This is a genomic window from Brenneria izadpanahii (assembly GCF_017569925.1).
GTDB lineage: Bacteria > Pseudomonadota > Gammaproteobacteria > Enterobacterales > Enterobacteriaceae > Brenneria > Brenneria izadpanahii.
Genome location: NZ_CP050854.1, coordinates 2,339,933 through 2,356,398, shown reverse-complemented (window position 1 = coordinate 2,356,398; position 16,466 = coordinate 2,339,933). Strand labels below are relative to the sequence as shown.

Genomic DNA, 16,466 nt, shown 5'->3' with positions numbered 1-16,466 from the left:
GCTGTCAGGGTATTTTTTTATCCCGATCTAATGCAGCGCTTGACAAGCTTACGCCGAGTGACGAAGAAGAGAACCCTATATCCATCGAGAAAACGCGCCTGACGGCCTTCCCTGGCCCTTTAAACGCCATGCGGCGCCAGGAGCCGGCCTTGAGGTAAATGGAGCCTATATCGGCCTTTCGCATTGATGAGGTTATAAGCCGTTTTCAGACATGCCCCCGACTGATATGTCACCCGCCTGCTTGCTTTGGCCCCTGGCAATTCACAACGATACCGCCTCTTTCCGCAGCCTGAATCACTTACGATTTCGCGATCCTCGGCGATGCGGTCCGAACATATCGGCATCTCAGAACACGGATTGATTTCTGGCGCTTCAGCGCCCGTTTACAGCGCTGAATTGCGTTAATGGGAGGGTATAACTCCACCGCTAACAATCACACGCGGTAAATGGCTTATTTTGTGAATCCGTTGCGCTCCGCCCATTCTAGGGTTACGTCGTCTAAACGCCAGGCGACTCGTCCGCTCGCCGCCCTCTTGCGACCGGGTATCGTTGTTCAATGGAAACGGAGCGAATCAATATCACACGCGGAATAATCGTAATAGCATAAATGAGTTAGAAACGCGTTTGTCGTCAACGGCGGCAAGTAATTAAAGTTATTACGGCCTTGTTATTCGGCTTCAAGTCTGATCAATCCGAGCGCCGATTTATAATGTTTTCTGCAAACGGAAACATAGTTTTCATTACCGCCGATAACCACTTGCTCCCCTTCGTGCAGAGGATTTCCCTGGGCGTCCAATCGTAATACGCGGTTCGCTTTTCGACCGCAATGACACACCGTTTTAAGCTCAATCAGCTTATCCGCCCAGGCCAATAAATAGTGACTTCCCGAAAACAATTCGCCGCGAAAGTCCGTGCGCAGACCGTAGCACAATACGGGGATATCTAATTGGTCAACTACGTCAGAAAGTTCGCTGACTTGTTCACGAGTTAAGAATTGGCACTCATCAATTAATACGCAGTGAATAGGCTGGCTGCGATGTTCTTTAGCCAGCAAACTAAATAACGGCGTCTGCGGATTAAACAATAGCGCCGGCGCGGAAAGACCGATACGCGAACTAACTACACCGGAACCATATCGGCTGTCTATTTCTGCGGTGAAAATCACCGTTCTCATACCACGTTCTTGATAGTTATATGATGATTGCAATAACGCGGTAGATTTCCCTGCATTCATTGCTGAATAATAAAAATAAAGTTGAGCCATACTCCGATGCTCCCAAAAAGAGGCTATATCACGTATGTAATAGGAAAGTTTTATTGTAACAACTCTCCGACAAGCCATGCAACGGGCTATTACTTGTGCAAGCTCACTAAGTTTCATCTATTGATGATGCAATATGGATATAATCATTCCTTATAACGTTGGCTATGCCTCAATATCTTATCAAACCCATCAATGCTGGAGAAATGATAGGTTAAATGTATTTCATATTGAGATGCCCGTATTTATATTCATGTAACATGACTTGTGATATCTGTTTTAAAAATGGGAATTTTTAACAAACTTACAAATTTGACTATTGCAGAAAAGAAAATAGCACTCTATTATCTCCCTACACGCCACCAATAATATAAATTTGAGATTATCACAATGAGCGAAGCACTAAAGATTCTAAACAACATCCGTACTCTGCGCGCCCAAGCTAGGGAATGTAGTCTGGATACTTTGGAAGAAATGCTGGAAAAACTGGAAGTAGTGGTAAATGAACGCCGCGAAGAAGAAAGCCAGGTTCAGGCAGAAGTTGAAGAACGCGCGCGTAAATTACAACAATACCGCGATATGCTGATTGCCGACGGTATTGATCCGAATGAACTATTGCAATCTTTAGGTTCTGTCAAAACCGCAGGTAAAAGCAAACGCGCCGCCCGCCCTGCCAAATATCAATATACTGACGAAAACGGTGAAGTAAAAACCTGGACTGGCCAGGGCCGCACGCCTGCCGTAATCAAAAAAGCGATCGAAGAACAAGGTAAATCTTTAGACGATTTCCTTCTCTGATCTATTTTTTAAATAATTAAATGCAAAATACCCTTGATTTTTATCAAGGGTATTTTTTTGAGGAAATAAACGCTAAACCGGTGAAAATCCGTGCTCTCCGCCTTATGTAATAAAACAGAGAGCATTTTTTTCTAAATATTAATTTTCTTCTTCTTCAATAGTTTCCTGCAGCCAATGGGTAAGCTGAGAACCTAAATTTTCATGGCGCATGCCATATTCCACGAAGGCCTGCATATAGCCAAGTTTGTTGCCGCAGTCATGACTCACGCCTTTTAAGTGATACGCTTCCACCGTTTCTTTTTCCATTAACATCGCAATGGCGTCCGTTAACTGGATTTCATTACCGGCGCCTGGGGGCGTTTTTTCCAGCAAAGACCAAATATCAGCGGATAGAACATAACGACCGACAACGGCTAAGTTAGATGGCGCTTCGGAAGCTTTCGGCTTCTCTACTACCCCAACCATTGGCGCGCTATCGCCTGGTTTTAATTCCACGCCTTTGCAATCGACAACCCCATAACTGCTGACATTTTCAACAGGTTCAACCATAATCTGGCTATGACCCGTTTCGGAGAAACGACGCAGCATTTCGCTTAAGTTATCTTTCGTCAAATCTGATTTATATTCATCAATAATCACATCCGGCAAAATAACAGCGACAGGCTCATCGCCAACTAATGGATGAGCGCACAATACGGCGTGGCCCAGCCCTTTCGCCAGCCCCTGACGAACCTGCATAATGGTGACATGTTTTGGACAAATAGATTGTACTTCTTTCAACAGTTGGCGTTTAACACGCTTTTCAAGCATGGCTTCCAACTCAAAACTGGTATCAAAATGGTTCTCAATTGAATTCTTAGATGAGTGCGTAACTAAGATTATTTCATTGATACCCGCAGCAATACACTCATTGACAACATATTGGATTAGAGGTTTATCAACCAACGGCAGCATCTCTTTTGGAATGGCTTTTGTGGCTGGCAACATACGCGTTCCCAACCCGGCCACCGGGATAACCGCTTTTTTAACTTTTTTATTCACAATCGACATAAACAACCTCTTATATATCGTTCAAATAACGAACTTAAATTGTCTGGTCTAAAAACCGGATGAGTATACCAGTTTTACCGGGTTACTCTTATCCAACATCATAGTCCAATTAAAAATTAGGATATGACTTAATAGTAGGGAATAAAAAATGCTAACGGAAGGAGAACAAGGTCTGACAAGGGCTATTACCCCACCTATCGGACTATTCTGTAGAAAGCATCAGCCGTAAGCGCCCGCCGCCGCCCCATATCTGGCATTGCCAGGCATCGCAATCGTGATTTAACTGATTGAGGTAGGCTTCATCAAGCGTTCCTAACGGCACGCCGCTGTTGAGAGCAATTTGGCTTTCATTAACGTTTAATGTGGCATTCAAACCGGCGGATATCAGTATCAGCCTTTTTAATTCACGATGATAATAACCGACCAACAAAGGGAAACGCCCTTCCAGACTCGCCTGGCGCAATAGCTGATTGACCTGTTTTAATAACAACGGTAAATGAGGCAGACGATGTTGTTGATTCGCCATATGTTCCTGAAGTACGCCGTTAAATAATGTACGCAGCAACAGCGCGGCCAGCGTACCGTTATTGTTTACCGCCTGGGTAACATCAAGACAATAAAAAGCCAAATCATCGTCGGACAGCGCCGCAATATCCAAAACCAAGCCGGGTTGTTCGGCCACCGTTAACTGGCGATAGTTTATTCGGCAACGCGCAAGCGTTTGCTGAACCGGCGGTTGTAATTGGGCTAAAAGTTTTGCAACCGCATCCGGAGATTGATTAAGGGAATCCATATCCTGCATTAATTGTTCAATCTCATTCACCGGCGAAGTAAACATATCCGGGTAAAGACAAGACATGACCGCCTCGCGCAAGCGCGCGTAGTCACGAATAGGCTTCAGCAGCACATCCTGAACGCCCAGCCGCAGAACCTTCGCGACATCGGCCATCTGGCTGGTCGCGGAGATCACGAGTATCGGGGTACGATTATCTTTCAAACGCAGGCGTTCAAGGAACTCGATACCGCCCATCATCGGCATTTTTAGATCGCAGATGATCAAATCCGGGTAATGGTGCTCCAGGATACTTAACGCTTCCAAACCATGTACCGCCTCTAAAACCGAAGCGCCGAGCGAAGTCAGATAACCGAAAAGTACGGAGCGGAAAACAGCTTCATCCTCAATAATCAACACACGTTTACCCGCTAATGGTTGTTCCATCAGTTACCCCTTACTTCAAACTCTTAATGTTCAGATTCGCATTATCAGCAATGCTCGTTTAACTCCGGTGTTCTGAATTTTCAGTGCGGACTATTTACCAGCGGTAACAATTCATCACGTTTTTTTTCCACTGCCTGTCGACCGGCTTCGATCGCTTCCTGCGCCCGATGAAAATCCAGAGTGGCTATTTGCGGACAAGAAGGCTGTAAGAGCACGTCAGGCGGGTCTCCCGCCATCCGGGTCATCTTCAATCTGTTTTCAAGAATATGAATTGATGTACTCATAATCTCCATCGCTGTTGGCGAGATCGCCGCCGACTGGCGTCGTCCGCGCGCCAAACGTTTACGAATCATCCTGCGCCAGTTTGACGCAGTCTCCGGCTCTGGCGTCGTTGGTTTAATCGACAGCAAATCGTGGTGGTTAAGGCTGGCATCCTGCTGCAAATCAACCGCGATCACAACATCTGCGCCCATAGCCCGCGCCAACGATATCGGCACCGGATTTACCACCGCGCCGTCAACCAGCCAGTAACCATTAAACCAAACGGGGGATAACAAACCAGGTATGCTGCAAGAAGCCCGAATCGATTGATGCAAATCCCCTGTCGTTAACCAAAGCTCACGTCCTGTACTCAGATTCGTCGCAACCACGCCGTATTTAATCGCACAATCTTCAATTTGTTTTGTTCTTAACAGATTTTTTACGTTATTGAATACTCTGTCGCCACGCAACAAACCGCCGCGTTGCCAGGAAAGGTCCATCTGACGGATGACGTCCCAGTAACCAAACCCAGTGACCCAACGCTCCATGGCATCCAATCGATTCGTCGCATAGGCGGCGCCTACCAATGCCCCTACGGAACATCCCGCAACGACATCAATCTTAATGCCAAGCTCCGTTAGCGCATTGATCACGCCAATGTGAGCCCATCCTTTGGCCGCCCCTGAACTTAATGCCAGACCAACTTTTTTCTGTCGCATGGTTGACCTCGTGTGCTTTCATTCTAGCGCACATTGCTACATCCAGAGATTATTAGGTAACATATCGGCATCCTGAATAAGGATCCCACTATTATTTATCAACTTTTTTTAATTACATATTCTTCAGGAGATGTCGTGCCGGAAATTTGCCCCTGTAACAGCGGTCTGCCATACCGATCATGCTGTCAGCCGTATCTCAGCAATGATGCGGCGGCGGCCGACCCTGTTACGCTGATGCGCTCCCGCTATACGGCCTACGTTAAGCATGATGTGGACTACCTGATAGCGACCTGGCACCCCGATCATCAGCCGGAAAAATGGCGGCGTTCGATTCAGGAAAGTTGTCAGGACACGCTCTGGCTCGGGCTTAACATATTGGCTAGCGCGCCGGGTAAAACGCCGGACGAAGGTTATGTAGAATTCGCCGCCCGCTATACGTCCGCTAGCGATAAACAACAGGCTGGATTAATGCGAGAACGCTCACGCTTCCTTCGCCATCACGATCGCTGGTACTATACGGACGGCATTCATCTGCAAACCGGCAGAAATGAGCGCTGTCCGTGCGGTTCCGGCAAAAAATACAAAAAGTGTTGCGGACAGTAAAACAGACATAAACGCGGTGAATTCCGGCACTGCTCAACCTAAACCCTAAACACAGATACGCCATTAAGTTTTGGACAGGATCCACACACCCATGCAACCCCAAAATACCCAAAGAAAAGTATTACGGACCATTTGCCCCGACGCTAAAGGGCTAATCGCAAAAATCACTAATATTTGTTACAAGCACGAGCTCAACATCGTGCAAAACAATGAGTTTGTCGATCACCGCACCGGGCGTTTTTTCATGCGTACCGAACTGGAAGGGATATTTAATGATGTCACCTTGCTGGCCGATCTCGACGGCGCGCTCCCTGCCGGTTCTGCTCGTGAACTGACGACTTCCGGCCGTCGCCGCATCGTCATTCTGGTAACGAAAGAAGCTCACTGCCTGGGCGACTTATTGATGAAAAGCGCATACGGCGGGCTGGATGTCGAAATCGCCGCCGTCATCGGCAACCACGACACTTTGCGCACGCTGGTCGAGCGGTTTGACATTCCCTTCCATCTGGTCAGCCATGAAGGGTTCACCCGCGAAGAGCACGATCAGCACATGATCGCGCAGATCGATCAATATCAGCCTGACTTTGTTGTTCTGGCGAAATACATGCGTGTATTAACACCGGCATTTGTTCAACATTATCCGAACCAGGTTATCAACATTCACCACTCATTCCTGCCGGCATTTATCGGTGCCCGCCCGTACCATCAAGCCTATGAACGAGGCGTGAAAATCATCGGGGCTACGGCTCACTACGTGAACGACAGTTTGGACGAAGGCCCGATCATCATGCAGGACGTTATCAACGTCGACCATACCTATACGGCGGATGACATGATGCGCGCCGGACGCGACGTTGAGAAAAATGTGTTAAGCCGCGCGCTTTACCGGGTGCTGGCACAACGTGTTTTTGTCTACGGAAATCGCACCATTATTCTTTAATCTGCCGATCGGACATCGCTTTACACGTTAAATGTACAAGGATGCGCCATCTGGAATAAAAAATCGGCAAACACGTTAATTTTTGATATATCAGGCTTTACAGCGGCGCGTCATTTGATATGATGCGCCCCGCTTGAAGCAAAAGCGTTTTGCAGCAAGGCCAGTGGTGGGGTTCCCGAGCGGCCAAAGGGAGCAGACTGTAAATCTGCCGTCACAGACTTCGAAGGTTCGAATCCTTCCCCCACCACCACTTCAATTACTTCTCTGAATCAAATTCCAATACCATATTTCCAGAACCCCGTTGGGGGAAGGTGAGAACCTTCGACCAAGGTTCGACAAAACCGAAGGTTTTGAACAACGCGTCAGCGTTGGCCCGCAGGGCGAGACGCGTAGCGGCGAGTTATCCTTCCCCCACCACCACTTCAATTACTTCTCTGAATCAAATTCCAATACCATATTTCCAGAACCCCGTTGGGGGGAAGGTGAGAACCTTCGACCAAGGTTCGACAAAACCGAAGGTTTTGAACAACGCGTCAGCGTTGGCCCGCAGGGCGAGACGCGTAGCGGCGAGTTATCCTTCCCCCACCACCACTTCAAATTACTTCTCTGAATCAAATTCCAATACCATATTTCCAGAACCCCGTTGGGGGAAGGTGAGAACCTTCGACCAAGGTTCGTCTGGTTAGCCCTTCCAACTTTCCGACATATAAGAAAAAACCGGAAGCTGCCATGACCAGCGAATCGCGGCCAGACGCACGGACAGACCGATGCCGAAGGAAACCAGCAGGTTGATATCATGATCCACATTCAACGCCTTCAGCCCCAGATAAAGCAGCGCAACCAGCAGTGACACACAGGCATAGAGCTCTTTTTTCAAAACCATTGGGGTTCGGTTACAGAATATATCCCGCAGAATGCCGCCAAAAATCCCCGTCACAATCCCCGCCATAACGACAATCGTAATAGAGTAATTCAGCCCTTGCGCGACATTGCAGCCGATGATCGTGAATGCAATCAGCCCCATGGCATCCAGCACCAGAAACAAGCGATGCAGATGATGCATCACGCGGGCGATGACGATAGTGAAGAGACCTGCGCCGATAGTGAGGTAAATATAGCCGGGATGTTGAGTCCAACCGATGGGATAATGACCAAGCAGAATATCGCGCACCGTACCGCCGCCGAGCGCGGTGATAAAGGCGATCATACTCACGCCGAAAATATCCATATTGCGCCGCCCTGCAGCCAGCGCGCCAGACATGCCTTCCGCCGTGATCGCGATCAGATAGATATAAGTAAGCACAAAAAATTTCCTGTGAAATGTGCCCCTCCCTCTGTCCGTTTACCTGAGAGTTTACGCCGTTCGCGGCGCTTGCCCCTTCGGTGGGTTGTCGCAACAACCTCTCTCCAGTTGGCTTGAATGAAATTCGCAGTATGGTGACCTGAGCGATTATGGGAGTTTGCGCCTTCGGCGGAGCGTCAATTGACGCGCTCTCTCCTGCGAGTTGCGGAGTATACGGGCTCCGCGCTTATGGTTCAACTAATCATGATTGAGTCTTATTTACCCGCCGCGAGCGGGTTCTCTCTCTGCCGTGACTCACGACGCCAATATCTGTTACCATCTGGAAACATTTTCATTGAACGGCAGCTAATATGAAAGTTGTTTCTTTTAATATCAATGGACTGCGAGCGCGGCCGCATCAGTTGGCCGCAATTATCGAGCAGCACCAGCCAGATGTGATCGGACTACAGGAAACCAAGGTCCATGACGACATGTTTCCACTGGAAGAAGTGGGCCAATATGGCTATCACGTCTTTTATCACGGACAAAAAGGCCATTACGGCGTCGCACTGCTGTGCAAAAACCAACCGATAGCGGTGCGGCGCGGTTTTCCAACGGATGAAGAAGACGCGCAGCGGCGGATCATCATGGCGGATTTTGCGACGGAACAGGGCACGCTGACGGTGGTGAACGGTTATTTTCCTCAGGGAGAAAATCGCGACCATCCGATTAAGTTCCCGGCCAAAACCCGCTTTTATCAGGATCTGCAAAACTATATTGAGCAGCACCATGCCGCCGACCAACCGTTGATCGTTATGGGCGATCTGAATATCAGCCCGACCGATCTTGATATCGGCATTGGCGAAGACAACCGCAAGCGTTGGCTGCGTACGGGTAAATGTTCGTTCTTGCCGGAAGAGCGTGAGTGGCTGTCCCGTCTGCAAACCTGGGGGCTTACCGATACGTTCCGCGCCGCCAACCCAGACTGCGACGATCGTTTTTCATGGTTCGACTATCGTTCCGCCGGTTTTGATACCAATCGCGGGCTGCGTATCGATTTGATACTGGCAAGCCGACCGCTGGCCGAACGCTGTACCGATACCGGCATCGACTATGATATTCGGGCGATGGAAAAACCGTCCGATCATGCGCCGATCTGGGCCGAGTTCGCGTTATAAGTAAAAGTCGCCGGGAGCGATGTTAAACGCCGCTTGCCGCGGCGCGAAAAGCAAAACGCCCGTCATAAAAAAGCGCAGTGGCGATTTTACCGTCGCGACTGCGCCTTTGAGATCTACCCGCCTGAATCGGCGTCTTACGCTACTGCTTGAGCGGCTGCCAAATCAGATCGTTCGTTCCCACCGTCTGTTTATCCCGAACGCACTGAAGGATCACCCCGTCCAATTTCAACACCGCGCCTTCCGAATAGTTACGGTTTTCATAAACGCAGCAGCGCATACAATTATTGTTCGGTTCACGCGCGGTTCCCGCGCCCCACACTTCCGGAGGGACCGGCACCACTACGTCCGTCCCGCCGCGGCTCGCCAAAACCGCCGCCGGCAGCGCCAACACGGCGCCGGCAATAAACCAGGAAATTAACGACCTCATTTATTCTGCTCCTTCACTTTGGGCTGGGCTTTACGCCGTTTTTTACTGCTCACCGGAGGGGCAGCAATACCTTTGAAAGCGCTCACGGCACGGTTCTGTCTGGCCTGATGAATCAGTTCCTGCAACGAATGCGTCAGCGGCTGCATAAAATCCTGATAGCGGCATTTCTTTTCGCTGATCTGCGTCAGCGTCGCTTCCCAGTGAGCCGTCATATCCGGATGCGCCGCCATATCCGGCAGAGAATGAATCAATGCCCGCCCCGCTTCGCTGGCATGGATATAACGTCCCTTCTTGAATAGGAATGAGCGTTTGAACAGCAACTCGATAATACCCGCGCGCGTCGCTTCCGTACCTAAACCATCGGTCGCCCGCAAGATTTTCTTTAGCGCTTTATCTTGAACAAAACGCGCGATCCCCGTCATCGCCGACAGCAAGGTCGCATCGGTAAACGGTCTAGGCGGCTGCGTTTGCCGCTCAACCACCTCGCCGCGTTCGCACAACAGCTCATCGCCTTTGGCGACGATCGGCAACGGCGTACCTTCGTTCTCTTCATCGCGCTCTTTTCCCCCCAACAGCGCGCGCCAGCCCGCTTCGGCCAGAAACCGCGCTTTGGCGACAAATTTTCCGCCGGCGATATCCAAATCGATCACGCATTTGCGAAACACGGCGTCAGGACAGAACTGCATGATGTATTGTCGGGCGATCAGCCCATAAACTTTTTGCTCGTTATCGGACAGCGCCGCGCCTGAGGTGCGCGCCGTAGGAATAATCGCATGGTGGGCGTCGACCTTACTGTCATCCCAGCAGCGGTTGCGCCGTTCGATATCCATAACCGGCTGAGGCAAAAGATCCGGCTGATGCACCGAAATCGCATTCAGTACCGCATGACGCCCGGCAAAATGCTCTTCCGGCAGATAACGGCTATCAGAGCGCGGATAAGTAATCAGCTTATGGGTTTCATAGAGCTTCTGACAAATATCCAGCACCTGCTGAGCGCTGAGCCCAAAACGCTTAGCGGCCTCAATCTGCAACGTCGATAGCGAATAAGGCAGCGGCGCGGTTTCTGATTCCCGTTTATCATTATAGCCGGTCACAAAAGCGGGCTGGCCATCGATTCTTTTGACGACGTGTTCCGCCAGAGAACGATGCAACAAGCGCCCTTCTTCATCCTGATAAGGTTCGCAGGATTCGCTTGGCTGCCAGATCGCAACAAATCGTTCGCCGGCCGGCGTGAGGATGTGCGCCTTTACCTCGAAGTAATCTTTAGGAACGAAATTCTCGATCTCTTCGTCGCGGCGCACCACCAGTCCCAGCACCGGCGTTTGAACCCGTCCGACCGATAGAACGCCGTCATAGCCCGCATTGCGCCCCAATAACGTATAGGCGCGCGTCATATTGATGCCATACAGCCAGTCGGCGCGGGAACGCGCCAGCGCAGAGACGCACAGCGGAATGAACTCTCTGTTTTCACGCAGCCTTGCGACCGCGCGCTCCACCGCCTGAGGGTTCAAATCGTTCACCAGACAACGCCGTACCTGATGCCGTTTTTCTTCCGGCAAGGCGAGATATTCCAGCACCTCGTCAACCAGCAGTTGTCCTTCGCGATCGGGGTCGCCTGCATGAATGATTTCGCTGGCTTCCGCCAGGAGTTTTTTAATGGTGTTGAGCTGTTTGCTCACGGAAGGCCGGGGCTGAAGCAGCCATTTCTGGGGAATGATGGGTAAATCGGCCAATGACCAGCGCGCATAGCGCGCATCATAAACATCGGGTTGCGCCTGTTCGAGCAAGTGCCCGACGCACCATGTCACAACATCGTTTTGACCGCAGGCGATAAAACCATCGCCGCGGCGATGCGGCTTAGGCAGCACATCCGCGATCGCCCGCGCCAAACTGGGCTTTTCAGCAATAAAAAGTCGCATTACGTACCATTGCGCAGGAAGATTGTCCCCCCGCAGCCACGGGATAAAACGCCCGCTGAATGCAGAGAGGAGAAACGAAAACTTTTCAATTGGCGCTTATCAGAAATAATGGACAAATTTTTCGGCGGCGAGCGGCGTCACCGAGGTTGACGCTTTCAGTTGCGGCGTTCCCAAATAGAGAAAACCGACGATTTCATCCTGTTCGCGGCAATTAAACGCCTCGCGTACTCGCGGGTTGTGCGTCCAGGCGCCGCTGCGCCAGATGCCGTTAAAACCCTGAGCCAGCGCTGCCATCTGCATCGCCTGAACGGCGCAGCCGGCGGAAACGACCTGCTCCCAGCGGGGAACCTTCGGATTTTCTTCGCAATGCGCCACCACGGTAATAATCAGCGGGGCGCGAAACGGAGCCTGCCGGGCTTTTTCTATGCCGGCTTCATCCAGACCTTCCTGCTCCGCCGCTTCGGTAAGCAGCGCGCTAAAGCGAGCCAGTCCTTCATTTTCAATCACAAAGAACCGCCAGGGCTGTAACGTTCCGTGATCGGGCGCACGCATGCCAGCGTGAATAATATTATTAAGCGCCTCGCCGGAAGGCGCGGGCGTCGTCAGGCGCGAAGCCGAACGACGATTAAGCAACAGTTCGAGAGCATCCATCGCACATCTCCTGTATTACAATGTGATTTCTGTGGTAAGACGCAGTGCGCGCCACGGTAGCATAAGAAGAAGATTTGTTACAAGATAGCCCCACTCAAGAGCCACCTGGGGATTATTTAATGCTGACTTTTTACTATCCGCTTATTAGGATATTAGAATAATAGCTGTTTTCCCGTTTCCGGAGATACCATGCGCACATTGTGGCGAATTTTTAGCGGCATTTTTAAGTGGACCTGGCGTCTGCTTAATTTTATCAGAGAATTTATTCTCAATATTTTTCTTATCGCGCTCATTCTGATTGGAGTCGGGATTTACGCACAGTTCACAAGTTCGCCAGCAGAAATTACCCGTGGCGCATTGTTGGTCGATCTAACCGGCGTTGTGGTCGATCAGCCGTCAATGAACAACAAATTACGTCAGCTGGGACGTGAATTTTTCGGCGCATCCAGCAACCGGCGGCAGGAGAACTCCCTGTTTGACATTGTCGACAGCATCCGTCAGGCCAAAACCGATGATAATATTACCGGTATCGTGCTGGATCTGAGCGATTTTTCCGGGGCTGACCAGCCATCCTTGCAATATATCGGCAAATCTCTGCGTGAATTCCGCGACAGCGGTAAACCTATCTATGCCGTAGGCGATAGCTATAGCCAGGCGCAATATTATCTGGCCAGCTTCGCCAACACCATTGCCTTGACGCCCCAAGGCGAGGTGGATCTCCATGGTTTAGCCACCAATAACCTCTACTTCAAATCGTTATTGGATAAACTGAAAGTCACCACCAATATTTTCAGGGTCGGCACTTATAAATCCGCGGTTGAACCTTATCTGCGCGATGATCTGTCGCCGGAAGCCAGAGAGGCCGACAGCCGCTGGATCAACACCCTCTGGCAGCATTATCTGGATACCGTCGCGGCGAATCGTCAGATCACGCCGGAGCAGTTGTTCCCCGGCGCCGCCGGCATCATCGCGGGCCTGCGGGAAGTTCAGGGCGACACCGCACGCTATGCCCTGCAAAACAAGCTGGTGGATGAAGTCGCTTCCCGTACCGTTATTGAACAAACGCTGATCAAGGCGTTTGGCTGGAATAACAAGACCAGCAACTTTAATTTCACCAGCATTTACGACTATGAGCCGAAACCGCCGGTTCAGAACAATAATCAGATAGCCGTGATTTTTGCCAATGGCGCGATTATTGACGGTCAGGAAACGCCCGGAATGGTGGGCGGCGACACGACGGCCGCCCAGATCCGCGAAGCGCGTCTTGATTCTAAAGTCAAAGCCGTGATCCTGCGCGTCAACAGCCCCGGCGGCAGCGTGTCGGCATCGGAAATGATCCGCTCGGAACTCATGGCCGTGCGTCTCGCGGGCAAGCCGGTGGTGGTTTCAATGGGCGGAATGGCGGCATCCGGCGGATACTGGATTTCGACGCCGGCGAACGCCATTATCTCCAGCCCAAGCACGTTAACCGGTTCTATCGGTATCTTCGGCGTAATCAATACGTTTGAAAATTCGCTGGAAAGTATCGGCGTGCATACGGATGGCGTCGCCACCTCGCCGCTGGCCGATCTATCGGTAACCAAATCGTTATCGCCGGAGTTCAGCCAAATGGTTCAGTTGAGTATCGAACGCGGGTATAAGAACTTTATCGATATCGTCGCCCAGGCCCGTAAAAAAACGCCGGAGCAAATCGATCAGATTGCGCAGGGACATGTCTGGATCGGTAGCGATGCGAAAGAAAACGGCCTGGTCGACCAATTAGGCGATTTCGACGACGCGGTGAAGAAAGCCGCCGAACTGGCGAAACTGGGGCAATATCAGCTTAGCTGGTTCGCAGAACAGCCAAGCCTGTTTGATGCCATGATGAATCAGATCAATGCGTCGGTCTACGCTTGGCTGCCTACGGCCGTTCAGTCGATGCTGCCTGCTCCGGTAGCGCAACTGACCAATGCGATACACGCGCAGCCTTCCATCATGAATAACCTCAACGATCCGCAGCACCGGTACGCACTGTGCCTCACCTGCGGCGACATCCAGTAAAAACCAGCCTTACGGCCCGGCGCGCCAATACGCCGGGCTGTTTTTCCTCCCGGTAATCTCTATAATCCTGCTTTTACCCAGATAACCCGCACCTATGCAGAAAAAGTCTATCTACGTTGCCTATACGGGCGGCACAATCGGAATGCAGCGCTCCGCTAACGGCTATATCCCCGTCTCCGGGCATTTACAGCAACAATTGGCGCAGATGCCGGAATTCCATCGCTCCGAGATGCCGGCATTCACTATTCATGAGTATTCGCCGCTTATCGACTCATCCGATATGACGCCCGCCGACTGGCAGGCCATCGCGGATGATATTCAGCAGCATTACGATGAGTATGATGGTTTCGTCATTCTGCACGGCACCGACACCATGGCGTTTACCGCATCGGCGCTATCTTTCATGCTGGAGAACCTGTCTAAGCCGGTGATAGTGACAGGGTCACAAATTCCTCTGGCGGAATTACGTTCGGATGGGCAGACCAATTTGCTGAATGCGCTGTATGTCGCCGCCAATCACCCGATCAACGAGGTCGCCCTCTTTTTTAATAACAAACTGCTGCGCGGCAACCGAACCACCAAAGCGCATGCTGATGGTTTTGACGCCTTTGCTTCGCCCAACTATCCGCCGCTGTTGGAGGCCGGCATTCATATTCGCCGCCTGGCGCCGCCGTCGGTATGCGAAAATTGTCCTCCGTTGCGGGTGAACGTCATTACGCCGCAGCCCATCGGGGTTATTACGATTTATCCGGGTATCTCCGCGGATGTGGTCAGCAATTTTCTGCGGCAGCCGGTGAAGGCGCTGATATTACGCTCCTACGGCGTAGGCAACGCCCCGCAAAGTCCTGGTTTGTTGAATGAGTTGCGTCAAGCGTCGGAACGCGGCATCGTGGTGGTTAATCTAACGCAATGCATTTCCGGCCGGGTGAATATGGGCGGCTACGCCACCGGTAATGCGTTGGCTCAGGCCGGCGTAATCAGCGGTTTCGATATGACGGTCGAAGCAACGCTGACTAAATTGCACTACCTACTGAGTCAGCAGGCGCTTAGTCCCGACCAGATCAGGCAACTGATGCAGCAAAATCTGCGCGGCGAACTGAGCGATAAAGACTAAGCAACTACGGGGGCCACCATGAACAGCGCTTTATTATTGATTGATTTGCAAAATGACTTCTGCCCTGGCGGCGCATTGGCCGTCAAAGAAGGCGATCGCGTGATTGAGGTGGCGAATCGCGCGATTGCGGCCTGCGCCGCGTCGAATGTCGCGGTCATCGCCAGTCAGGACTGGCATCCGGCCAATCATGGCAGTTTTGCCGTCAACGCCAACGCATCAGTAGGCGAAATCGGCGAGCTTGACGGTCTGCCTCAAGTTTGGTGGCCGGTCCATTGCGTCCAGGATCAACCGGGCGCCCGGTTTCATCCGGCGCTAAATCAGCAAGCGATTGAATGGGTGGTGCGCAAAGGTACTCAGGCCAACATTGATAGCTATAGCGCATTCTTTGACAACGGTCACCGCGCCAAAACCGATCTGGATGACTGGCTGCGCGCTCATGACGTCACGCACTTGATCATCATGGGTATCGCAACGGACTATTGCGTCAAATTCAGCGTGCTGGACGCCCTCGCGCTGGGCTACAAAACGGATGTTCTGGTGGATGGATGTCGAGGCGTCAATCTTAATCCGGAAGATAGCCGCCTAGCGCTTCAGGAGATGCAGCGGCAAGGAGCAAGCCTAATCGATCTGGACACATTCATCGCCGCCCTGCCGGCGTAGCCGGACGGCTATTTATATCGGGATGCTGAGGAGCCGACATCAGTCCTCGCCAATCACGTTGGATAAAGCCTCGCAATAGCGGGATCGCTGAACTGTTGTTTCAGCTCCTGCTTGCTTTTCATCACGATCTCCCCATCAGGGCCGATGGTCATATGCTCCGCTTGTTTATTGTGGCGTGATTGCCACAGCATCACCATCTGCAAGCAGTTTTCTTTCTGTTCCGTGGTTAAAGAAACGCCGTCCGGCCATTTTCCCAGTTCAACGGCCGTCGCCAGCCGTTGGTAGATTTCCGGCGTCATGGCATCGATCAAATCATCAAGTTGCATCGTTTGTTCTCGCGCGCA

16 protein-coding genes, 1 tRNA gene, 2 other RNA genes and 1 riboswitch are annotated in these 16,466 nt (G+C 51.3%); of the genes, 10 read left to right on the top strand and 9 right to left on the bottom strand.

The window, feature by feature from the left end; translation table 11 throughout:
* Positions 1 to 667: 667 nt before the first annotated feature.
* On the bottom strand, positions 668 to 1,264 hold the full coding sequence (locus tag HC231_RS10655; RefSeq protein WP_208230947.1) for a thymidine kinase: 597 nt from the start codon (positions 1,262 to 1,264) through the stop codon (positions 668 to 670).
* A gap of 387 nt (positions 1,265 to 1,651) precedes the next feature.
* On the opposite strand from HC231_RS10655, the gene hns reads away from it, so the two are divergent.
* Positions 1,652 to 2,059: a histone-like nucleoid-structuring protein H-NS gene (hns, locus tag HC231_RS10650; RefSeq protein WP_208230946.1), complete on the top strand. Its 408-nt coding sequence runs from the start codon at positions 1,652 to 1,654 to the stop codon at positions 2,057 to 2,059.
* Between the two features lie 138 nt (positions 2,060 to 2,197).
* On the opposite strand, the gene galU is transcribed toward hns, so the two are convergent.
* The 3 genes from galU to rssA all read right to left on the bottom strand — a co-directional run bounded on the left by galU (position 2,198) and on the right by rssA (position 5,308).
* Positions 2,198 to 3,109, bottom strand: coding sequence for a UTP--glucose-1-phosphate uridylyltransferase GalU (gene galU / locus HC231_RS10645; protein WP_208230945.1), 912 nt, complete (start codon positions 3,107 to 3,109; stop codon positions 2,198 to 2,200).
* Positions 3,110 to 3,311: 202 nt separating this feature from the next.
* Positions 3,312 to 4,328, bottom strand: a complete 1,017-nt coding sequence (rssB, locus tag HC231_RS10640; protein ID WP_208230944.1) for a two-component system response regulator RssB — start codon at positions 4,326 to 4,328, stop codon at positions 3,312 to 3,314.
* Between the two features lie 80 nt (positions 4,329 to 4,408).
* Complete coding sequence (gene rssA, locus HC231_RS10635) at positions 4,409 to 5,308, bottom strand: patatin-like phospholipase RssA (RefSeq protein WP_208230943.1); 900 nt, start codon at positions 5,306 to 5,308, stop codon at positions 4,409 to 4,411.
* A gap of 135 nt (positions 5,309 to 5,443) precedes the next feature.
* Between rssA and HC231_RS10630 the strand changes: the two genes are divergently transcribed.
* The 5 genes from HC231_RS10630 to HC231_RS10610 all read left to right on the top strand — a co-directional run bounded on the left by HC231_RS10630 (position 5,444) and on the right by HC231_RS10610 (position 7,442).
* Positions 5,444 to 5,911, top strand: coding sequence for a YchJ family protein (locus HC231_RS10630; protein ID WP_208230942.1), 468 nt, complete (start codon positions 5,444 to 5,446; stop codon positions 5,909 to 5,911).
* Between the two features lie 91 nt (positions 5,912 to 6,002).
* Positions 6,003 to 6,851 carry a formyltetrahydrofolate deformylase gene (gene purU, locus HC231_RS10625; protein ID WP_208230941.1) on the top strand — a complete coding sequence of 283 codons (849 nt, stop codon included), beginning with the start codon at positions 6,003 to 6,005 and terminating at the stop codon, positions 6,849 to 6,851.
* A gap of 165 nt (positions 6,852 to 7,016) precedes the next feature.
* Positions 7,017 to 7,101 (top strand) — tRNA-Tyr (locus tag HC231_RS10620).
* A gap of 41 nt (positions 7,102 to 7,142) precedes the next feature.
* Positions 7,143 to 7,271, top strand: a non-coding RNA gene (locus tag HC231_RS10615) — RtT sRNA.
* 42 nt (positions 7,272 to 7,313) lie between these two features.
* Positions 7,314 to 7,442, top strand: a non-coding RNA gene (locus HC231_RS10610) — RtT sRNA.
* Between the two features lie 91 nt (positions 7,443 to 7,533).
* Here HC231_RS10610 and HC231_RS10605 read toward each other — a convergent pair.
* On the bottom strand, positions 7,534 to 8,154 hold the full coding sequence (locus tag HC231_RS10605; RefSeq protein ID WP_208230940.1) for a trimeric intracellular cation channel family protein: 621 nt from the start codon (positions 8,152 to 8,154) through the stop codon (positions 7,534 to 7,536).
* Positions 8,155 to 8,175: 21 nt separating this feature from the next.
* A riboswitch (glycine riboswitch) is annotated at positions 8,176 to 8,272 on the bottom strand.
* A gap of 232 nt (positions 8,273 to 8,504) precedes the next feature.
* On the opposite strand from HC231_RS10605, the gene xthA reads away from it, so the two are divergent.
* The gene (gene xthA / locus HC231_RS10600) at positions 8,505 to 9,311 is read left to right on the top strand and encodes an exodeoxyribonuclease III (RefSeq protein WP_208230939.1); all 807 of its coding nucleotides are present in this window, start codon (positions 8,505 to 8,507) and stop codon (positions 9,309 to 9,311) included.
* Positions 9,312 to 9,450: 139 nt separating this feature from the next.
* Here xthA and HC231_RS10595 read toward each other — a convergent pair whose 3' ends face one another.
* From HC231_RS10595 to HC231_RS10585, 3 genes are all read right to left on the bottom strand, one after another.
* Entirely contained in the window at positions 9,451 to 9,738 is a 288-nt protein-coding gene (locus HC231_RS10595) for a DUF1496 domain-containing protein (RefSeq protein ID WP_208230938.1), read from the bottom strand.
* Positions 9,735 to 11,657 carry a DNA topoisomerase III gene (locus HC231_RS10590; protein WP_208230937.1) on the bottom strand — a complete coding sequence of 641 codons (1,923 nt, stop codon included), beginning with the start codon at positions 11,655 to 11,657 and terminating at the stop codon, positions 9,735 to 9,737. The genes HC231_RS10595 and HC231_RS10590 overlap by 4 nt, the downstream gene beginning before the upstream one ends.
* Positions 11,658 to 11,756: 99 nt before the next feature.
* Positions 11,757 to 12,308, bottom strand: a complete 552-nt coding sequence (locus tag HC231_RS10585) for an NAD(P)H nitroreductase (protein ID WP_208230936.1) — start codon at positions 12,306 to 12,308, stop codon at positions 11,757 to 11,759.
* Positions 12,309 to 12,497: 189 nt separating this feature from the next.
* Here HC231_RS10585 and sppA point away from each other — a divergent pair, with 189 nt between their 5' ends.
* The 3 genes from sppA (at position 12,498) to pncA (ending at position 16,122) form a co-directional block, all read left to right on the top strand.
* Positions 12,498 to 14,348, top strand: a complete 1,851-nt coding sequence (gene sppA / locus HC231_RS10580; RefSeq protein ID WP_208230935.1) for a signal peptide peptidase SppA — start codon at positions 12,498 to 12,500, stop codon at positions 14,346 to 14,348.
* Positions 14,349 to 14,442: 94 nt separating this feature from the next.
* The gene (gene ansA / locus HC231_RS10575) at positions 14,443 to 15,462 is read left to right on the top strand and encodes an asparaginase (protein WP_208230934.1); all 1,020 of its coding nucleotides are present in this window, start codon (positions 14,443 to 14,445) and stop codon (positions 15,460 to 15,462) included.
* 18 nt (positions 15,463 to 15,480) lie between these two features.
* Positions 15,481 to 16,122 (top strand): bifunctional nicotinamidase/pyrazinamidase, encoded by a 642-nt coding sequence (gene pncA / locus HC231_RS10570; protein ID WP_208230933.1) that lies wholly within the window; start codon positions 15,481 to 15,483, stop codon positions 16,120 to 16,122.
* Positions 16,123 to 16,175: 53 nt separating this feature from the next.
* Here the strand turns inward: pncA and HC231_RS10565 are convergent, their stop codons facing one another.
* Complete coding sequence (locus HC231_RS10565; protein WP_208230932.1) at positions 16,176 to 16,448, bottom strand: YeaC family protein; 273 nt, start codon at positions 16,446 to 16,448, stop codon at positions 16,176 to 16,178.
* Between the last annotated feature and the right edge of the window lie 18 nt (positions 16,449 to 16,466).

Coding starts and splice junctions, on each gene's coding strand:
- HC231_RS10655 (WP_208230947.1), bottom strand. CDS start 1,264: ATGGCTCAACTTTATTTTTATTATTCAGCAATGAATGCAGGGAAATCT.
- hns (WP_208230946.1), top strand. CDS start 1,652: ATGAGCGAAGCACTAAAGATTCTAAACAACATCCGTACTCTGCGCGCC.
- galU (WP_208230945.1), bottom strand. CDS start 3,109: ATGTCGATTGTGAATAAAAAAGTTAAAAAAGCGGTTATCCCGGTGGCC.
- rssB (WP_208230944.1), bottom strand. CDS start 4,328: ATGGAACAACCATTAGCGGGTAAACGTGTGTTGATTATTGAGGATGAA.
- rssA (WP_208230943.1), bottom strand. CDS start 5,308: ATGCGACAGAAAAAAGTTGGTCTGGCATTAAGTTCAGGGGCGGCCAAA.
- purU (WP_208230941.1), top strand. CDS start 6,003: ATGCAACCCCAAAATACCCAAAGAAAAGTATTACGGACCATTTGCCCC.
- xthA (WP_208230939.1), top strand. CDS start 8,505: ATGAAAGTTGTTTCTTTTAATATCAATGGACTGCGAGCGCGGCCGCAT.
- HC231_RS10595 (WP_208230938.1), bottom strand. CDS start 9,738: ATGAGGTCGTTAATTTCCTGGTTTATTGCCGGCGCCGTGTTGGCGCTG.
- HC231_RS10590 (WP_208230937.1), bottom strand. CDS start 11,657: ATGCGACTTTTTATTGCTGAAAAGCCCAGTTTGGCGCGGGCGATCGCG.
- HC231_RS10585 (WP_208230936.1), bottom strand. CDS start 12,308: ATGGATGCTCTCGAACTGTTGCTTAATCGTCGTTCGGCTTCGCGCCTG.
- sppA (WP_208230935.1), top strand. CDS start 12,498: ATGCGCACATTGTGGCGAATTTTTAGCGGCATTTTTAAGTGGACCTGG.
- ansA (WP_208230934.1), top strand. CDS start 14,443: ATGCAGAAAAAGTCTATCTACGTTGCCTATACGGGCGGCACAATCGGA.
- pncA (WP_208230933.1), top strand. CDS start 15,481: ATGAACAGCGCTTTATTATTGATTGATTTGCAAAATGACTTCTGCCCT.
- HC231_RS10565 (WP_208230932.1), bottom strand. CDS start 16,448: ATGCAACTTGATGATTTGATCGATGCCATGACGCCGGAAATCTACCAA.